The 17,058-nt window shown below is 72.8% G+C and carries 18 protein-coding genes and 1 tRNA gene; 14 read left to right on the forward strand and 5 right to left on the reverse strand.

The genetic code is table 11. From position 1 onward, the window contains the following. Positions 1-57: 57 nt before the first annotated feature. The gene (locus ACYVP9_RS02240) at positions 58-1,164 is read left to right on the forward strand and encodes a hypothetical protein (protein WP_460603057.1); all 1,107 of its coding nucleotides are present in this window, start codon (positions 58-60) and stop codon (positions 1,162-1,164) included. Here the strand turns inward: ACYVP9_RS02240 and ACYVP9_RS02245 are convergent. After that, complete coding sequence (locus tag ACYVP9_RS02245; protein ID WP_460603058.1) at positions 1,154-2,179, reverse strand: NAD(P)-dependent oxidoreductase; 1,026 nt, start codon at positions 2,177-2,179, stop codon at positions 1,154-1,156. The genes ACYVP9_RS02240 and ACYVP9_RS02245 overlap by 11 nt on opposite strands. Between ACYVP9_RS02245 and ACYVP9_RS02250 the strand changes: the two genes are divergently transcribed. The 4 genes from ACYVP9_RS02250 (at position 2,105) to ACYVP9_RS02265 (ending at position 6,598) form a co-directional block, all read left to right on the forward strand. Next, positions 2,105-2,548: a YbjN domain-containing protein gene (locus ACYVP9_RS02250; RefSeq protein ID WP_460603059.1), complete on the forward strand. Its 444-nt coding sequence runs from the start codon at positions 2,105-2,107 to the stop codon at positions 2,546-2,548. The two genes, ACYVP9_RS02245 and ACYVP9_RS02250, sit on opposite strands and share 75 nt — an antisense overlap. Positions 2,549-2,908: 360 nt before the next feature. Then, complete coding sequence (locus tag ACYVP9_RS02255; RefSeq protein ID WP_460604272.1) at positions 2,909-4,150, forward strand: deoxyguanosinetriphosphate triphosphohydrolase; 1,242 nt, start codon at positions 2,909-2,911, stop codon at positions 4,148-4,150. A 70-nt stretch (positions 4,151-4,220) separates the two neighbouring features. Next, positions 4,221-6,089 (forward strand): DNA primase, encoded by a 1,869-nt coding sequence (gene dnaG, locus ACYVP9_RS02260; protein WP_460603060.1) that lies wholly within the window; start codon positions 4,221-4,223, stop codon positions 6,087-6,089. Next, complete coding sequence (locus ACYVP9_RS02265) at positions 6,086-6,598, forward strand: hypothetical protein (RefSeq protein ID WP_460603061.1); 513 nt, start codon at positions 6,086-6,088, stop codon at positions 6,596-6,598. The genes dnaG and ACYVP9_RS02265 overlap by 4 nt, the downstream gene beginning before the upstream one ends. Here ACYVP9_RS02265 and ACYVP9_RS02270 read toward each other — a convergent pair whose 3' ends face one another. Beyond that, the gene (locus tag ACYVP9_RS02270) at positions 6,599-6,880 is read right to left on the reverse strand and encodes a hypothetical protein (RefSeq protein WP_460603062.1); all 282 of its coding nucleotides are present in this window, start codon (positions 6,878-6,880) and stop codon (positions 6,599-6,601) included. It lies immediately after the preceding gene. A gap of 141 nt (positions 6,881-7,021) precedes the next feature. Between ACYVP9_RS02270 and ACYVP9_RS02275 the strand changes: the two genes are divergently transcribed. Then, a tRNA-Asn gene (locus tag ACYVP9_RS02275) sits at positions 7,022-7,094 on the forward strand. A gap of 167 nt (positions 7,095-7,261) precedes the next feature. Here ACYVP9_RS02275 and ACYVP9_RS02280 read toward each other — a convergent pair. The 3 genes from ACYVP9_RS02280 to ACYVP9_RS02290 are packed head-to-tail and all read right to left on the reverse strand — an operon-like array spanning position 7,262 to position 11,261. Further along, positions 7,262-8,647, reverse strand: a complete 1,386-nt coding sequence (locus tag ACYVP9_RS02280) for a phospholipase C (protein WP_460603063.1) — start codon at positions 8,645-8,647, stop codon at positions 7,262-7,264. After that, complete coding sequence (locus ACYVP9_RS02285) at positions 8,641-9,540, reverse strand: trypsin-like serine peptidase (protein ID WP_460603064.1); 900 nt, start codon at positions 9,538-9,540, stop codon at positions 8,641-8,643. The genes ACYVP9_RS02280 and ACYVP9_RS02285 overlap by 7 nt, the downstream gene beginning before the upstream one ends. Next, entirely contained in the window at positions 9,537-11,261 is a 1,725-nt protein-coding gene (locus ACYVP9_RS02290) for a phosphatidylglycerol lysyltransferase domain-containing protein (protein ID WP_460603065.1), read from the reverse strand. Before ACYVP9_RS02290 ends, ACYVP9_RS02285 begins: the two co-directional genes overlap by 4 nt. A 173-nt stretch (positions 11,262-11,434) precedes the next feature. On the opposite strand from ACYVP9_RS02290, the gene ACYVP9_RS02295 reads away from it, so the two are divergent. The 8 genes from ACYVP9_RS02295 (at position 11,435) to crcB (ending at position 17,057) form a co-directional block, all read left to right on the forward strand. After that, positions 11,435-12,679, forward strand: a complete 1,245-nt coding sequence (locus tag ACYVP9_RS02295) for an alpha/beta hydrolase (RefSeq protein ID WP_460603066.1) — start codon at positions 11,435-11,437, stop codon at positions 12,677-12,679. Positions 12,680-13,043: 364 nt separating this feature from the next. Then, the gene (locus tag ACYVP9_RS02300; protein ID WP_460603068.1) at positions 13,044-13,724 is read left to right on the forward strand and encodes an HAD family hydrolase; all 681 of its coding nucleotides are present in this window, start codon (positions 13,044-13,046) and stop codon (positions 13,722-13,724) included. Beyond that, the gene (locus ACYVP9_RS02305) at positions 13,721-14,185 is read left to right on the forward strand and encodes a hypothetical protein (RefSeq protein WP_460603069.1); all 465 of its coding nucleotides are present in this window, start codon (positions 13,721-13,723) and stop codon (positions 14,183-14,185) included. Before ACYVP9_RS02300 ends, ACYVP9_RS02305 begins: the two co-directional genes overlap by 4 nt. A 31-nt stretch (positions 14,186-14,216) precedes the next feature. Continuing rightward, on the forward strand, positions 14,217-14,627 hold the full coding sequence (locus ACYVP9_RS02310; protein ID WP_460603070.1) for a phage holin family protein: 411 nt from the start codon (positions 14,217-14,219) through the stop codon (positions 14,625-14,627). Then, on the forward strand, positions 14,624-14,875 hold the full coding sequence (locus tag ACYVP9_RS02315; RefSeq protein ID WP_460603071.1) for a DUF3618 domain-containing protein: 252 nt from the start codon (positions 14,624-14,626) through the stop codon (positions 14,873-14,875). Before ACYVP9_RS02310 ends, ACYVP9_RS02315 begins: the two co-directional genes overlap by 4 nt. 30 nt (positions 14,876-14,905) lie before the next feature. Then, on the forward strand, positions 14,906-16,279 hold the full coding sequence (locus ACYVP9_RS02320) for a voltage-gated chloride channel family protein (RefSeq protein ID WP_460603072.1): 1,374 nt from the start codon (positions 14,906-14,908) through the stop codon (positions 16,277-16,279). After that, positions 16,276-16,698, forward strand: a complete 423-nt coding sequence (locus ACYVP9_RS02325; RefSeq protein WP_460603073.1) for a FluC/FEX family fluoride channel — start codon at positions 16,276-16,278, stop codon at positions 16,696-16,698. The genes ACYVP9_RS02320 and ACYVP9_RS02325 overlap by 4 nt, the downstream gene beginning before the upstream one ends. Further along, positions 16,695-17,057, forward strand: a complete 363-nt coding sequence (gene crcB, locus ACYVP9_RS02330) for a fluoride efflux transporter FluC (RefSeq protein WP_460603074.1) — start codon at positions 16,695-16,697, stop codon at positions 17,055-17,057. Before ACYVP9_RS02325 ends, crcB begins: the two co-directional genes overlap by 4 nt. Position 17,058 lies beyond the last annotated feature (1 nt).

Consider the following 17,058-nt stretch of genomic DNA (forward strand, 5'->3'; position numbering starts at 1 on the left):
TCCGGCCCCTAGCGTCGTGGCCATGCCGCAGCAGACCGACTCGATCGGGCCGCGCCCATGAGCCGCCGCGGGGCGGCCCTGGCCGCCGCCGGGCTGGCGGTGGTCGTCGCGGCCGGGATCGCCCTGGTGCTCGTCACGACGAGGTCGGGCGAGAAGCCACCGGCTCGGCCGCGCGCGGCGGTCGGGGAGCTGCTCGAGTCGTCCGGCGGCGACGTGCCGACGGCCGGTCGCACCGTGCCGGTCCGGCTGCCCTGGGGTGATCTGCGGATCTCGGCGGGCGCTGCGGTCGAGACACTGCCGGACAACGGGCTGTACTCGAACCGTCACAGCGCAAGCTGGCACCGCATCGACCCGCCCGAGAACGGCGTCTGGCTTCCACTGCGCATCCAGAGCGTGCTGGAGTCGTCGCGCCTGTACCGCGCGCGCACCGACGCCGAGATGCCGCAGACGACCGTTGCCGTCGTGACGGGCAGCGGCGTCGTGGAGCTCGAGCTGGGGGAGCTCACCTCGGTGCAGCGCCGCGTCGGCGGGCTGGCCGGAGGAGATTTCACGGGGTACGTCGCGGTGAGTGGACCGCTGCCCGGTGACGTGCAGGTGCGCGTCACCTTCGACGGGGTCACGCAGGACGTGTTCCTCGACTCCGGACGCTACGTGCACGGCCGTGCCACTCCGCTGTACGCGTCTGCGGCGACGGACGTCGACGCGCCGTGCGGGCCGGCGTCCGTGCGCGGCTACCGCCTGGAGCCGGCGGAGGACGAGTGCCGCATGGCGCAGTTGCGTGCGCTGCCGTGGATCGCCGGACTCGGCTGGTCCGCGCCCGGCCGGAGCTGGCTCCTGGCAGCCGTGGTGGCGGGTGCGCCCGGGGGAGACCTCACCCGCGCCGGCTACGCCTACGAGGCCGACCTCACGGCGACCATGACCTCGACCCTGATGTACGACGGCCTGCGTCCCGTCGCCCAGGGAGACGCGAACGCGCTCGCCGTCGAGAGCGGCGAACTCGATGCGCCGCAGCTGTACGTGTTCGACATCGCGATCTGGGACAGCGGCCGGCGCGCGCCGTACCGGTTGACGACGCGATTCACCGCCCAGCCCGCGAAGGTGCTCCCGGCGGGCGCGCCGCGCCGTCCCGTCCTCACGGCGCAGCGCACCATCGCTATCGACTGAACGCCGTGCGGACGGACGCCATGTCGTCGTCGCCGTGTCCCTGCTCGGACGCGGCATCGAACCGTCGCTTGACGGCAGTGAGCACGTCGGTGGCGACTCCCGCGCCGGCGGCCGCCTCGATGATGAGGCCGAGGTCTTTGCGCACGCCGTCGACGGCGAAGGACGTCGTCCAGTCCTCGCCGATCATGGCCTTGCCCTTGAGCTGGGCGTAGGGGCTGTCGACCGCGCTGCCGTCGAGGGCCTGCAGGAAGAGGTTCGGGTCGACTCCCAGCTTGTCGGCGAGGGCGATCGACTGGCCCGCCGCGGCGGTGATCGACCCGATCCACGCGTTGGCCACGAGTTTCAGCGCGCTGGCGTCGCCGATGCGGTCCCCGGCCACGATCGTCTTGGCGCCGATCGCGTCGAGCACGGGCTTCGCCCGGGCGATCGCCTCTCGGTCGCCGGACACCAGCGGCGTGAGCTTGCCCTGCTCGGCGGGGGTCCTGGTCCCCAGCACCGGCGCGTCGACGAGCGCGGCCGACCCGGCGGCGGCGGCGATGCGGCGGATGCCGTCCGGGCCGACGGTCGCCGACTGCAGCCAGACGGCATCGTCCCCGAGCGCGCCGAGCAGCTCGTCGGCGATCCCGAGCACCGAGTCGACGTCGAACAGGATGGTCATGACGACGTCGGCTCCGGAGACCGCGGCGGCGACGGAGTCGGCGACCTCGATGCCGTCGTCGGCCAACGGACGGGCCTTGTCGGCGCTGCGGTTCCAGACGACCACGTCGAGCCCGGCACGCTTCGCCGAGCGGGCCATGCCCGCGCCCATCGTCCCGGTGCCCAGTACTGCCAGCCGCATGAGAGCTTCCCTTCCGCGCCGCGACCGGACTCGCCGGCCGCGGGTACGTTCGTTGTCGTGTTCCGACGTCGTCCGCGTTCCGGCCCCGTGAGCGAGGCCGCGGTGACGCCGAACCGCGCGGCGCGCGAGGCACGCGGCGCCACGGAGGTCCTTCCCACGATCGGGCTGGTCGAACAACTGCTCGACGAGTTCGGGCTACGTCACACCATCGACCCCGACGGCGATCTGCTGGTGCGCTGGGAGCGCTGCAGCATTTATTTCTTCTTCTACGGCGAGAACGACGAGGTGCTGCAGGCGCGCCTGTACCTCAACCGCCGCTTCGACGTCGACGACCGCGGCGCGATCACGGTGCTGCTCGACGAGTGGAACCGCACCCGGCTGTTCGGCAAGGCGTACACGATCCTGCCCGACGACGGCATGGTCGCGATCTGCGCCGAGGAGTGCCACGACTTCGAGGGCGCCACCCGCAGCCAGATCAAGCACGCCGTCGCCACCTGGATCGACACCCTGCTCCGCTTCGCCGTCTGGGTCGACGAGCAGCTGTAGGCAGGGGTACGTCTCCCGCCGTCGCGGCGGGCATCGCGTCCGCTTCGCCAATGACGTCCGGAATGACCCACGCGGCAACGTCCGGATGGCGACGCGCCCACGCCCGGCGGTGTGACCGGCACCGGCGTCGTGCGGCGCCACCTCGTGGTCGCCGTCCGTCCGACCGAACCGGTCGGTGCGACCCTCCGCACCCCGCGGGGCACGGCGCGCTACGAGAAGTTCGGCATCGCCCGTCTCGTAGCCACGGCCGACGGCGTGAAGGTCACCGCGGCGGGCGGGTCCAGCTACGAGAAGGCCGACGCCCTGTCCGCCCCGGCGCTGGACGGTCACGGTCTGACCTCGGACGGTAGCGTCCGCAGCGTGTACGACGCCGCCGCGCGGGCCCGCCGCGTCGACGAGCCGCCGAAGCGCGCAGGTGCGCAATCCGCGGCTCTCGAACGCGACGACTTTGCGCGCGATCGCGCAAGAGTGCTCCACTCGTACGCGTTCCGCCGGTTGGCCGACAAGACCCAGGTCGTCGTGCCGGGGGAGGACGACTTCCCCCGCACCCGGCTGACGCATTCGCTCGAGGTCGCCCAGATCGGCCGCGAGATCGGGGCGTCGCTGGGGTGCGACCCCGACGTCGTCGACGCGGCCGGCCTGGCGCACGACATCGGCCATCCGCCGTTCGGCCACAACGGTGAGACCGCGCTGGACGCCGTCGCCGAGGCCTGCGGCGGCTTCGAGGGCAACGCGCAGACGCTGCGCGTGCTCGTCCGGCTGGAGGCCAAGACCCTTGCCGCGGACGGACGTCCCGCCGGACTGAACCTCACCCGTGCGGTGCTGGACGCCTGCATCAAGTACCCCTGGCCGCGGCGGGAGGGCGGCGGTAAGTTCGGCGTCTACGCCGACGACCTGGACGCGTTCCGGTGGGTGCGCGACGGGCGGGCGGACGAGCGCCGCTGTCTCGAGGCTCAGGTCATGGACTGGGCCGACGACGTCGCCTACTCCGTTCACGACGTGGAGGACGGCATCCACGCCGGCCAGATCGTGCTCGCCCGTGTCGACGACGCCGAGCGCGAGGCGCTGTGCGAGACCGCGGCGGGCACGTACTCGCCGCGCAGCGCCGCCGAACTCGCGCCCGTTCTCGAGGAGCTGCTGGCGTTGCCGACGCTGCGCGACCTCGCCCGCTACGACGGCACCTACGACGCGCAGGTTGCGGCGAAGCGGGCGACCAGCGAGCTCACCGGCCGGTTCTCGTCCGCCGCGGTCACCGCGACCCGCGAACGGTGGGGCGACGGACCGCTGCTGCGCTACGACGCGGACCTCGTCGTCCCCGAGCGGGCCGCCGCCGAGTGCGCCCTGCTCAAGGCCGTCGCCGCCCGGTACGTGATGGCCCGCGACGGCGCCGCCGAGCGGCAGACGGGGCAGCGCCGGCTGCTCGCCGAGCTCGCGGCCGCGATCGCAGACGGCGCCCCCGCCACTCTCGACCGCGGCCTGGCTCCGACCTGGACGGCCGCGGCCGACGACCGGGCGCGGCTGCGGGTGGTCGTCGACCAGGTCGCGCAGCTGACGGACACGTCCGCCATCGGCTGGCACGCGAGACTGGTCGGCCCGCGGTAGGGGCTCGACCTGCGGCTGAGGGTGCGACGGCGCCGCCGTCCTGTCGGGACCGCTACCTAGACTGGGCGTCGTGGCCGGGCGCATCAAGGACGAGGACATCGCCCTCGTCCGCGAGAAGTCGCCCATCGACGAGGTCATCGGCGAGCACGTGCCGCTGCGCAACGCCGGCGGCGGCAACCTGAAGGGGCTCTGCCCGTTCCACGACGAGAAGTCGCCGTCGTTCAACGTCACCCCGTCGCGGGGGCTCTACCACTGCTTCGGGTGCCAGGCCGGCGGCGACGTCGTCCGCTTCGTGCAGGAGATCGAGGTCGTCAGCTTCGCCGAGGCCGTCGAGCGGCTCGCCGCCCGCGCCGGCATCCAGCTGCGCTACGAGGAGGGCTCGTCCGGCCCGCCGCGCCAGCACGGCCAGCGCGCCCGGCTCATCGCCGCCCACGCCGCGGCCGCCGACTTCTACGCCGAGCAGCTGCGCGGCGACGAGGGCGTCACCGCCCGCGAGTTCCTCACCGGCCGCGGCTTCTCGGCCCTCGACGCCGTCCGCTTCGGGTGCGGGTACGCCCCGTCCGGGTGGGATGCCCTGACGCGACACCTGCTCGCGCGCAAGTTCACCCCGCAGGAGCTCGTCCTGGGTGGTCTGTCGCGCGAGGGCGGGCGCGGCGGCCTCATCGACCGCTTCCACCGCCGGCTGCTCTGGCCGATCCGCGAGGTCAACGGCGACGTCGTCGGTTTCGGCGCGCGGCGGCTGTTCGACGACGACCGCATCGAGGCGAAGTACCTCAACACGCCCGAGACGCCGATCTACAAGAAGAGCCAGCTGCTGTACGGCGTCGATCTCGCCAAGAAGGAGATCGCCCGCAAGCACCAGGCGGTGATCGTCGAGGGCTACACCGACGTGATGGCCTGCCACCTGTCGGGAGTGACGACCGCGGTGGCCACCTGCGGCACCGCGTTCGGTTCCGACCACGTCGCGGTGGTGCGCCGCATGCTCATGGACTCCGACACCTTCACCGGCGAGGTGATCTTCACCTTCGACGGCGACAGCGCGGGCATGAAGGCCGCCGAGCGGGCGTTCGGCGACGACCAGAAGTTCATGGCGCAGACCTTCGTCGCGATCGAGCCGACCGGCATGGACCCCTGCGACCTGCGGCTGAAGTCCGGCGACACCGCCGTGCTCGACCTCGTCGCCCGGCGCATCCCGCTGGTCGAGTTCGTGCTGCGGGCCACCGTCGACCGGCACGACCTCGACACCGCCGAGGGGCAGACGGCCGCCCTCGACCGCGGCATCCCGCTCGTCGCGCGCATCAAGGACCAGGCGCTGCGCGACGAGTACGCCCGCCGCCTCGCCGGCCTGGTCGGGTTCGACGACCCGATGCGCGTCGTCACCCGGGTGCGCGGTCTCGTCCGGTCGGACGGACGGCGGGCGGCCGAGCCCGACTCCGCTCCTGAACCCGCCGAGCCGGTCGAGGTCGACGAGGCGGTCGTCCGCGTCGAGCGGCAGGTGCTGCAGGTGGCGCTGCAGCTGCCCGCGGTCGCCGGCCCCGAGTTCGACAACCTCACCCCGGACGCGTTCCTGGTCGAGCGCTACCGCAAGGTGGCCGAGGCGATCATCGCGGCGGGGGGAGTGGGCGCCGGGCTCACCGGAGCCGCGTGGGTCGAGGCGGTGCAGGCGCACGCCTCCGACGAGCGCATCCACAAGGGCATCGGGGCGCTCGCGGTCGAGCCGCTGCGCGCCGGTGTCGAGGCGCGCGAGCGGTTCGCCGGCGCCATCGTGGCGAGCATGGTGTCGCAGGTGACCGCTCGCCGCATCAAGGCGATGAAGTCGAAGGTGCAGCGCATGAACCCGCAGGACGATCCCGACGGCCACGCCCGTGCGTTCGGTGAGCTGATCGCGCTCGAGACGTACGCGCGCAACCTTCGCGAACGCGCGATCGGCAACCTGTGAAGCTGTTCGCGCGGCGCGATCAACCGCCCGCCGACCTCGTCGCCCGCCTCGACGACCGCGAGCGGGTCGTGTCGTGGGCAGACACCTCGGCCGACGGCGTCGTGGCGGCCACCTCGCTCGGGTTGTGGTGGCCGTTCCCCGAGGGCCCGCGACGCATCCCGTGGCAGCAGGTCGACAAGGTCGTGTGGCAGGACCACGTCATGTCCGTCACCGAGGCCGACGTCGTCGACGGCGAGCTGCTCGTCGACCGTCCCGCCGTGCACGCCCGGCTCACCGTGCCCCGCGACCTGCCGCCGACGGTCCGCAAGCGGGTCGACGGCAACATCGTGCGCACCGAGCTGGTCTCGGTGCCCGGTGGGGCGGTGCGCTTCGTCGCGCGCAAGGTGCCCGGCGCCGACGGCGTGACCTGGTTGGCGCGGTTCGAGCCGGGAACGCCCGAGACGACCTCGACCCGCGCGGCCGTGCGGGCAAGGCTCGAGAAGCTGCGCGCAGCGGGCGACCCGAGGTAGTCAGCGGCGGTCGGCGCGGTCCGGGGTCGGGCCGGGCTTCGCGGCCGTGCGGTTCGCCTGCGGCACGGTCGCGTCACCGAAGCGGGCGCGCGCCGCCTCGCGGGCGCGCTGCACCCGGCCCTCGACCTGGGCCTGCACGACCCCCGCGGTGGCCTGCACGGTCTGGCTGCCGGTGACCCGGCGCGCGGCGCGCACCACGGCCTCCCAGCGCTCGCGTCCGGCCCGCGTGCCGAGCAGGAATCCGGCGGCGGCGGCGCCGGCGGCGAGGTGCGACGACTTCACTTCGAACGGTCCTCTCGGGTGGGCCCGTACTGCCCACGGGTCTTCGCCACCTTAACCGGGAGCCGCGCACCCTGCCCACCCGAAGCCCGTCGCGGCCGTGCGTTATCGTTGACGGGTCGCCCTCGCGGGCGGCGCGCGTGATCTCCCGTAGCTCAATTGGCAGAGCATTCGACTGTTAATCGAAGGGTTACTGGTTCGAGTCCAGTCGGGAGAGCAGGCAGAGGGCCTCGGGCAACCGGGGCCCTTTTCTTCTGCCCGGGTACCGGCGCCACCCCTCCGGTTTGCGTTCTCGAAACCACGCTGCAGAATGTCCTGCGCCGCCCCGGGTACGCCCCCACCCAGGCCGCCCGGGGCGGCCCCCTTCGAGCGTCCGCCACACGGCTAACGCAGGCGGCCCTCCTCGCCGTGCTCGCGCTGTTCGGCCCGCCAGGCGTCCAATGACCGGTCGGCGAGCCGGTCGACGGCACGGGGCGGGGGAAGGGCGGGCGCGCCCCGGCGCGGCCGTCCGCCGAACAGCTCCGTCATGTCGCCCGTGACCGACCTGCGCCAGGGGGTCACGTTGGGCACGGGCACGCCGAAGCGCGCGCCGATGAGCCGCAGCTGCGAGGTGTGGTCGAAGGTGCTGCTGCTGACGGCGCCGCCACGGGTGAACGGCGAGACGACGAAGCACGGCACGCGGTAGCCCAGCCCGATCGGCTGCGGGCGTCCGGCCGAGTCGAGCACGAACTCGCCCGGCGTCCCGGCCGGCGGGGTCGGCGGCGCGACGTGGTCGAAGAACCCGCCGTTCTCGTCGTAGGCGACCACCAGGGCCGTCCGCTCCCAGACGGCCGGATTCGACAGCAGCGTCCGCAGCACGAGCATGATGCCCTCGGCACCGACCGCCGGCGGACGGGACGGGTGCTCGCTCGTCGCCATCGGCGGCACGATCCACGACACGGACGGCAGGTTGTCATGGGCGACGTCGTCCATGAAGTCGTGCGGCCAGCGCGGGGCGACGCCCCGCGACGCGAGCTCGTCGGACGTGATCACCGCCCGGAAGTACTTCATCATCCCGTCGAGGTCGCTGCGGGCCGACGGTCCGTGCGCGTTGTAGACCTTCCAGCTGACACCCGCGTCGCTGAGGCGCTGCGGCATCGTCGTCCATTGCAGCGTCCCCCACCCGCGCCGTTCGACGCCGGCGGTGACCGGGCCGCCGCCGTCGGCACCGCCGAGCGTGCCGGACATCCAGAACAGCCGGTTCGGTGCGGTCGGGCCCAGCACCGAGCAGTGGTAGCTGTCGCACAGCGTGAAGGCGTCCGCGAGGTCGTAGTGCACCGGCAGGTCCCGGCGGGTGTAGTAACCCATCACCGCCTCGCGCTGCACGCGCCCGTTGCCCCGCACCTTGTCGGCGTCGATCCGCCCGCCGTTGAACATGTCGTGCGCGGCGCGCCACGTGTGGTCCGGATCGGTGAAGACGATCTCGTCGTCCACACCCGGACGCAGCCGCCACGGCCGGCTCGGTGGCAACCGACCCTCGTCGACGAGACGCACATAGTCGCGCCAGCCGGTGACGCCCGGCCGTGCGCCGAAGTAGTGATCGAAGGACCGGTTCTCCTGCAACAGCACGACGATGTGGTCGACGTCGCCGAGCGAACCCCACGAGCCGGGGTCGAAGGCGTGCGCCTGCTCGACCACCGAACGTCCGTCGGAGTGCCACAGCGCGGCCGTCGCGCCCGCGGCGGCGACGCCGGCGCCGCCGAGGGCGAGGAACCGCCGCCGGGTCAGCACGCCGGCTCCGAATGACGCACGTCGTCGGGGTCGCTGCCGTCGTCGGCGCGCCGGACGAGTTCGCGCACGTCCTCGGTGAACAGCGTGGTGTGCGACGTGTACTCCTCGCACCCGCCGAGGTCGAGACCTCCGATGACTCCGCGGACGGTGAGCGCACCGGCGGTGCCGGTCAGCCACGGGGACCCGCTGCTGCCACCGGTGAAGCCGTGGCAGTCGAACGTCGGCACCCCGCGGTCGAGATACACCGACGTGCGGCACGAGCGCGGCGCGTCGCTGCCGTGCACGTACGCGACCGCCGTCACGACCTCTCCGGACGTCGGCGCGTCGCCGACCTGTTCGGACCCGACCGCTTCCGCGAGCGTCTCGGTGCGGCCGTCGTCCGACCGGGACGCGATGGTGAGGACGGCGACGTCGGCGTCGTCCTGGTTGCCGCTCTGCCACTGCTGCGGCACGTAGGCGGCCGTGACCGCCCAGACCCCGTCGGGGTTGCGACCGTCGACGTGACCCGGCGCGAAACGCAGCGTCGTCGGGTCGCCGGTCGCGCAGTGGGCCGCGGTGAGCACGGTGTCCCCGCTGCTGCTGTCGACGACGCTGCCGGTGCAGCGACGCCCGGAGGAGTTGTAGACCAGACCGACAGTAGGAAATTCCGACGTACCCGTCGGCGCCGCGGACGTCGCCGTCGGTGTCCCCGAACCGATGGGCGGGGCGGACGACGACCCCGGCGACCCCGGGGACGTCGCGACCCGAGCCGCGGCGGACGACGTCGCGACCGGCGACGCCGACGCGCGCGCGGGGCGGTGCCCCGGGTGGTCCGCGCCGGAGCAGGCGGCGAGCGCCAGCACGCCGACGAGTGCTGCCGACCGCAGCACACCGCGGCACACCACCTGGGTCACGCGGCTCGGCCGCGTCCGAGCACACGCTCCATGCCGCGCGGCGGGTTGAGGAAGGCCTCGGCCGTCATCGCGGCGACCGCGACACGCGGCAGGTCGCGTGCGTACGCGAAGCAGAGGAAGCGCGGCTGCCAGCTCGGACGGAACTTGTCGTTGAACCGGAACAGCGAGTCGATCTGCCACCACTTCGACGCAATGAGCAGCACGCGGCACCACAGGCGCAGGACGGGGCCGGCGCCGATGCGGCGTCCGCGCTCGAGCGCATCGCGGAACACCGCGAAGTTCAGCGACACCTGCGCGACGCCCCGGCTCGGGCACGCGAGCAGGAACTTGACGATCATCAGTTCGTTCAGGCCGTTGTCGGCGTCGTGGTCGCGGCGCATGAGGTCCAGCGACAGGCCGTCGCGGCCCCACGGCACGAAGTGCAGCAGCCCGCAGAGCCGTCCGTCGAGCCGCGCGGTCACGACGACGCAGTCGGGATCGTCCGGGTCGCCGAGCCGCGACAGGGCCATGGAGAACCCTCGTTCCACGGGATCGACACGCCACCGCGCGGCGGCCTCGCGCAGCTCGTCGAGCTCGGCCCGGGTCAGCTCGCCGGTGCGCCGGACGTCGACGACGTAGCCGAGCCGTTCGGTGCGTGCGCACGGCTGGCGGACGGCCCGCATCGCGCGGCCCTCGAGGGTGAACGTCGAGGTCTCGATGATCGCCTCGTCGCCCAGTTCGAAGGTCGACAGCCCGTACTCGCGGTGGAAGGCGGTCGCGCCCAGTTCGCTGCAGCCGAGGACGGCGGGCGTCCAGCCGTTGGCCTCGACGAGCAGCCGCCACTGCCGGATGGCGCCCGGCCACGCCTCGTTGTCGCCGACCGGGTCACCACTGGCCAGCGCGACGCCGGCGACGACGCGGTAGCAGACAGCCGCCTTGCCGGTCGGCGACCAGCACACCTGCTTGTCCTCGCGCAGCGCGAAGTAGCCGAGCGAGTCCCGTCCGCCGTGGCTGTCGAGCAGTCGGCGCAATCGCGCGTCGTCCTCGAGCTCACGGGCGGGTCCGCGGTCGGCCGGTCGCAGTCCGACGAGCACGAGGGCGGCCACCGCGGCCAAGCCGAAGGCGAAGATCACGGCGTGGAAGAGGTCGCCGTAGGCGTCACCACTGACCGGCACCTCGCCGCCGAGACCGAAGAACGACAGCGCGATCTCGCCGACGCGCGCCCAGAAGCCGGTGCCGGCGGCAACGTGACCGGGCAGGTAGAGCATGAGCAGTCCGACGCCGGTGCCGACGCCGATCGACTGCAGTGCGGCCCGGAGCCCGAACCACCTGCCGCGCCGGTCGCTCGGCACCGTGAACTCGTGCCGCGCGTGGATCAACGCGATCAGCAGGGCGACGGCCACCACCGCCTCGACGGGCCGGCGGTCGGCCCGCAGGGTGGCGGCGGCCGCGACGACGGCGCACGCCACGACGGCGACGCGCCACTCGCCGCGCTTGCGCTTGCGCAGTCCACGCGCGATGCGCAGCAGCACGGCGCCGGACACCGCGGCGAACGCCGTCGCCGTCGTGGCGACCGGCAGCGGCACGATCATCGATTCGTCGTGGGCCGGGAGCACGACGCCGACAAGGGTGAACAGACCGACGAGCACCGCGGCATCGCCGACCCGTCGGGGGATGTCGATGCGCCGGTGCAACTGGGTGAGACGCAACTCGGGCCTCGTGGTGTGGACATCGATCGACAAGACGACCTCCCGGACTGTGACGAGCAGATCGTGCACCCGGTCGGCCGCCCGCGGGCCGTCGTCTCAGCGGCTTCTTTCGCTGAGGCGCACCCAAGTCGTTGACGGCGTTCGCACGGCTACGCGGGCGTAGACATCGAGCCGGATCGTTGTGCGCTCAGGGGAGGTGGCGACACATGTCGCCGACGTCGAAGACGCTGTTGGTGCTGGTCGTCCTCGTGGTGGCGGGGTTGCTGGTCGTCGTGGCCCGGGTCTCGCGGTGGTGGTGGAAGGCGACGGCGGCGACGCTCGCGTTCCTGCTCAGCGTCGGTACCGGCGTGCTGCTCGTCAACGACTACTACGGCTACTACGAGACGTGGGGCGCGGCGTACGCCGACCTGTCCGGCAACGCCGACACCTACTCGGTGACCACCGCGGCGCACGGCAGCGTCGCCACCGGCAACGGCCGGGTCGAGATCGTCCGTCTCGCCGGCGCGAAGAGCGGCATCGACCGCAACGGTCTGGTCTACCTGCCGCCCCAGTACTTCCAGGCGAAGTACCGCACGATGCGGTTCCCGGTCGTCGAGTTCCTGCACGGCACGCCCGGCGACCCGTCGCAGATCGCGGACGAGACCCGCCTGCCCGAGATCATGACCGCGCTGATCGGCACCCACCGGACGGGTCCGATGATCGCGGTCATGCCCGACGCCAACGGTGGTTTGCGCAGAACCGAGGAATGTCTCGACACCCCGAAGTTCAAGGACGACACCTACATCAGCAAGGACGTGCCGGACGACATCAGGGCGCAGTTCCGCGCGAGCACCGACCCGGCCCAGTGGGGCATCGCCGGGGCGTCGTCGGGCGGCTGGTGCGCGGCGAACCTCGCGATGCGCCACCGCACCGCGTTCGGTGCGGCGGCCTCGATCGACGGGTACTACGCGCCGCTCGAGGAGAACGCCAAGCAGGTCATCGGCAGCGACCCCGCCCTGCTGAAGGCGAACAACCCGGTGGCCGCCGCGCTGTCGACCGTGCCCGGTACGGGACCGTTGCCGCCGTTCTGGATCGCGGCGGGCACCGGCGACAACGGCGACTACACCGTCGCGAAGCAGTTCGTCCACGCCGTGCAGCGGCTCGAGGCGGTCCCGTTCCTGGTCATGAAGGGAGCCCGGCACACGTTCGGCACCGTGCGCCGAGCGGCACCGAGCGCGCTGTCCTGGATGTGGCAGCAGCTGAGCACCCCGTCGCAGAAGACCGACTTCCCCACCCTGCCGATGCCGGCGGGCGAGACCGTGCGCACGTCCGCGCCGACGCACCCGATCGAGCTGCCCGGCGAGCCCGACCAGTGGCCCTGGGCGCACAGCGGCGCCTCCCCGTCCGCGCAACCGACCCGGCGGACGGACGCGCTGCCCCCCGCACGCAGCGCTACCGCATCGTCACGCTGAGTCACGATTTCGCACGTGCGAGGCGGTTAGAGGTCGGTTTTCCGTCGTGCGTGTGGCCGCCGACACGCGATTTCGCAGGAAATGGAGTTGCGCACGCAATCATCGGTGTTAGGCTCGTGTCAGGCAGTTCGATGGTGACAGTTTCCGGGGGACACCATCGGCCTCGGGCGGTTTCGACCGCGCCGTGTCTGTAGCAGTGACGCGAGGTTTCGGGGGAGACCCACCGTCACCACAGCCTGCCGATACCGTTTCCCGGCGGCCGAACCCTGTGATCGGCCGCCGACGATCCCCGCGGGACCCCGTCCGGAACGCCCGGACGGGCCGCCCGGCTTGGGGGACGGGGAGCCCGGGTAGGGCTCGCCACATGACCGACGTCCGCGGACTCCTGCTCGACGTCGACGGCACGCTCGTCGACAGTGGCTACCACCACGCGCTCTCCTGGTGGCAGGCCTTGCGCAAACAGGGACTCGACGTGCCCGTGTCGACGATCCACCGGGCTGTGGGCATGGGCAGCGACAAGCTCGTTCCCCACGTCGTGCAGGACGCCGGCTACTCGCTCGACGACGTCGACGAGGACGACGCCACGGCCGCGCACTCGGCGATCTACTCGACGTTCTGGCCCGCCCTGCGCCTGTTGCCGGGGGCACGTGAACTCGTGAGCAGGGCCCACGGCGCGGGTCTCACCACCGTGCTGGCCAGCTCGGCCGGCCCCGAGGAGGTCGCGGTGCTGCGCCGCGTGCTCGACGTCGACGACCTGCTCGACGCCGTCACGGGAGCGGGCGACGCCGAGCAGAGCAAGCCCGCACCGGACCTCGTCGTCACCGCGCTGGGCAAGGCGGACCTCGACGCCGGGGCGTGCGTGTTCGTCGGCGACTCGGTCTGGGACGTGCACGCGGCCCATGACGCCGGTGTCCGCTGCGTGGGTGTCGAGTGCGGCGGCACCAGCGCGTCCGAACTGCGCGAGGCGGGTGCCGTGGAGGTCTACCGCGACGCCGCCGATCTGGTGGCGCATTGGGACGACAGCGTGCTGGGAGGCAGCCGATGAGCGACGACACCGACGTTCTCGCTGCGCTGCGCGAGCGGCACGGATCGGCGAAGCGTCCGCAGCGTCCTCCCGTCCGCACCGCGCCCGAGGACGTTTCCGACGATCTCGTCGCCGCGGTCGGCGCACTGTCGGCCGCGCTCGAGACGGCCGAGGTCGCGCGCGGTCACCTGTACGCGTTCCACCGCATGTCCGGCACGGTCGACCGCGAGGTGCAGGAGGCGGTGCGCGAGCTGCGTGACGCCGGACGCGGCGACATCGCCGACGCCGTCGAGGAGGTCGTCGTCGGACGTGACCTGATCGACGACATGTGGACCTTCCAGATGGTCGAGAAGTACGACGCGCAGTACTGGTCGGCGCTGCGCGACAGCGCGGCGGCGGCACGTCACGCCGCCGGCCTCGACGATCACGTCTTCGAGGCGCGCATGAAGCACGACGAACAGTCGGGCGACCCCACCCGTTAGCAAGACCCGCCGACGGGATAAATGCTCAGGCATGACCGAGAACCCCATCGCCCGGACGGAAGAACCGTCCCTGGGCGAACTGGTCGGCCGCCTGTCGGAGCAGACGAGCCGTCTGGTCCGCGACGAATTGCGGCTCGCCCAGGCCGAGATGGCGCAGAAGGGCAAGCGTGCCGGCATCGGCGCGGGCCTGTTCGGCGGCGCCGGACTGTTCGCCGCCTACGGCCTCGGCGCGCTCGTCGCCGCGGCGATCATGGCGCTCGCCGGTCCGCTGAGCGGCTGGCTCGCGGCGCTCGTCGTCGGCGCGGCGCTCTTCCTCGTCGCGGGAGTGGCGGCGCTGATCGGCAAGCGCGAAGTGCAGGAGGCGACCCCGCCGGTGCCCGAGCAGGCCGTCGACGGACTGAAGCAGGACGTGCAGACCCTACGTGGTGGGAGCAGCTCGTGACCGAGCCCGAGGAGATCAAGGCCGAGGTCGAGCGCACCCGCGCCGAGCTCGCGCACACCGTCGACCAGCTCGGCGAGAAGCTGAACGTCAAGGCCCAGGCCGGCAAGAAGGCCGAGTCGGCGAAGCAGAGCGTGGTCGACACCGTGCACCGGGTCGACACGGCCACCCGGCCGCACCGCGCGCAGATCGCGGCGGGCGTCGCCGCGGTGCTGGTGGCGGTCCTGGTGATCCGCCGCGTCCGTCGCTGACCGTTCACTGCTCTGCGCGATACTGCGCGAATGAGCGGCGCGCGTGAACGGATACCCGCTCCGCTGCTGAAGAAGCGTTTGCCGTCCGGCCGGGGCGCGATGCTGCAACCCAACGCCACCGGCGACGGCGAGGCCCGGCTCACGCCTCGTCTCTGGGCACTGGTGGTCGTCACCGGCGTCGCCTCCGGCCTTGCGGGCGTGCTCATGATGCTGCTGCTGTTCACCGTGCAGCAGGCCGCGTTCGGCGTGGGGGTCGAGAACGCCGGCTTCTCCGCCGCCGTGGCCGCTGCGAACGGTTGGCACCGGGCGCTCCCCCTGCTCGTCGGTGGCGTGATCGCGGGCGTGGGGTGGTACCTGCTGCGCCGCTTCACCGCCGGTGGCTCCAGCGAACCGGACGAGATCCTGTGGACGGGGAGGGGTCGGCTGTCGTTCCGCCGCAGCGCGGGCTCCGCGGTGCTCTCGGAGGTCGTCGTCGGGCTGGGCGCCTCGCTGGGCCGTGAGGCGGCACCCAAGCTGCTCGGCGCGGTGTCGGGCAGCCTGCTCGCCGAATGGTGCCGGCTGTCCCCGGCGCAGCGGCGGTTGCTCGTCGCGTGCGGCGGCGGCTCCGGCCTGGCCGCGGTCTACAACGTGCCGCTCGGCGGCGCGCTGTTCACGGCCGAGGTGCTGCTCGGCTCGATGAACCTGCCGGTGATCCTCCCCGCGCTCGCCTGCTCCGGCGTCGCGACGGTGACCGCGTACGTCTACCTTCCGCGCGAGCCGACCTACGTGCGGGTGCCCGAGTACGCGTTCGACGTCCGGCTGCTGGTGTGGGCGCTGCTCGCGGGTCCCGTGATCGGGGTGCTCGCCGCCGCGTACGTCCGCCTCGTCGGATGGGTCTCGCACCACCAGGCCCGCGGCCGCGTGCTGCTCGTGGCGCCGCTGCTGGCCTTCGCGCTGCTGGCGGTGATCGCGCTCGCCTACCCGCAGCTGTACGGCAACGGGCGCGGCATGGCCCGCGACGCCTTCGTGGGCGTCGGGTCGCTCGGCACCCTCGCCTCCCTGGCCGTGCTCAAACCGCTCGTCACCGCCCTCTGCCTGGGTGCCGGTGCGTCCGGCGGGCTGTTCACGCCGGTGATGAGTACCGGGGCCGTGCTCGGGGGCGCGTTCGGAGTGCTGTGGAGCGACCTCTGGCCCGGTTCGCCCGTGGGCGCGTACGCGTTGCTCGGCGCGGCCGCCATGATCGGGGCGGGCATGCAGGCGCCGCTGGCGGCGGTCGCGCTGGTGCTGGAGCTGACCCACAGCGGTTTCGCGCTGATGGTGCCGATCGTCGTCGCCACCGTGCTCGCGACCGCGGTCGCCCGGTGGATCGACGGGTACTCCATCTACACCGCGCGGCTCAGCGCCCCGGCCCGGGTGGACGTGTGACCCGCCCCGTGCACCGTCGTCCGGCGGCGATCGGGCTGGTGTTCGCCGGCGGTGCCGTCGGCACGGCCGTCCGCCAGGGGTTCGAGGCGCTGGCTCCCGCCACGTCCGGACGGTGGCCCGTGGGCACCTTCGTCGCCAACGTCGTCGGGGCGTTGGTGCTCGGCGCGCTGCTCGAGGCGCTCACCCGGTCCGGGGACGACAGCGGGCGGCGGAGGCGGGCACGGTTGCTCGTGGGCACCGGTTTCTGCGGCGGCCTGACGACCTACAGCACGTTCGCGGTCGAGTCCGACCTGCTGGTGCGCGACGGTCACGGCGGTCTCGCCGCCGCGTACCTCGTCGCCACCGTGGTCACCGGCATCGTCGTGGCCGTGCTCGGCATCGCCGCGGCCGCCGCCGTGCACCGGAGGCGGTCGGCGTGATCGTGCTGCTCGCGACCCTGCTCGGCGGCGTCGGCGCGGTTGCTCGGCTGATGCTCGACGGCGAGGTCAAGGCGCGCCTCGGCGACCGCTTCCCGTGGGGCACGCTGCTCGTCAATGCGCTCGGTTCGCTCGCGCTGGGCGTGCTGACCGGCCTCGTCGTGCACCGCGGCGCCTCCGGCGACCTGCGGGTCGTGCTCGGCACCGGGTTCTGCGGCGGGTTCACGACCTTCAGCACGGCGACCGTGGAGACCGTCCGCCTGGCGCAGCGGGGTGAGGTCGTCGCGGCGCTCGGCAACGTCCTCGGCACCGTCGCGCTGACGCTCGGGGCGGCAGCGCTCGGCTACGCGTCGACCTTCTGAG

Source organism: Jatrophihabitans fulvus (genome assembly GCF_054781375.1).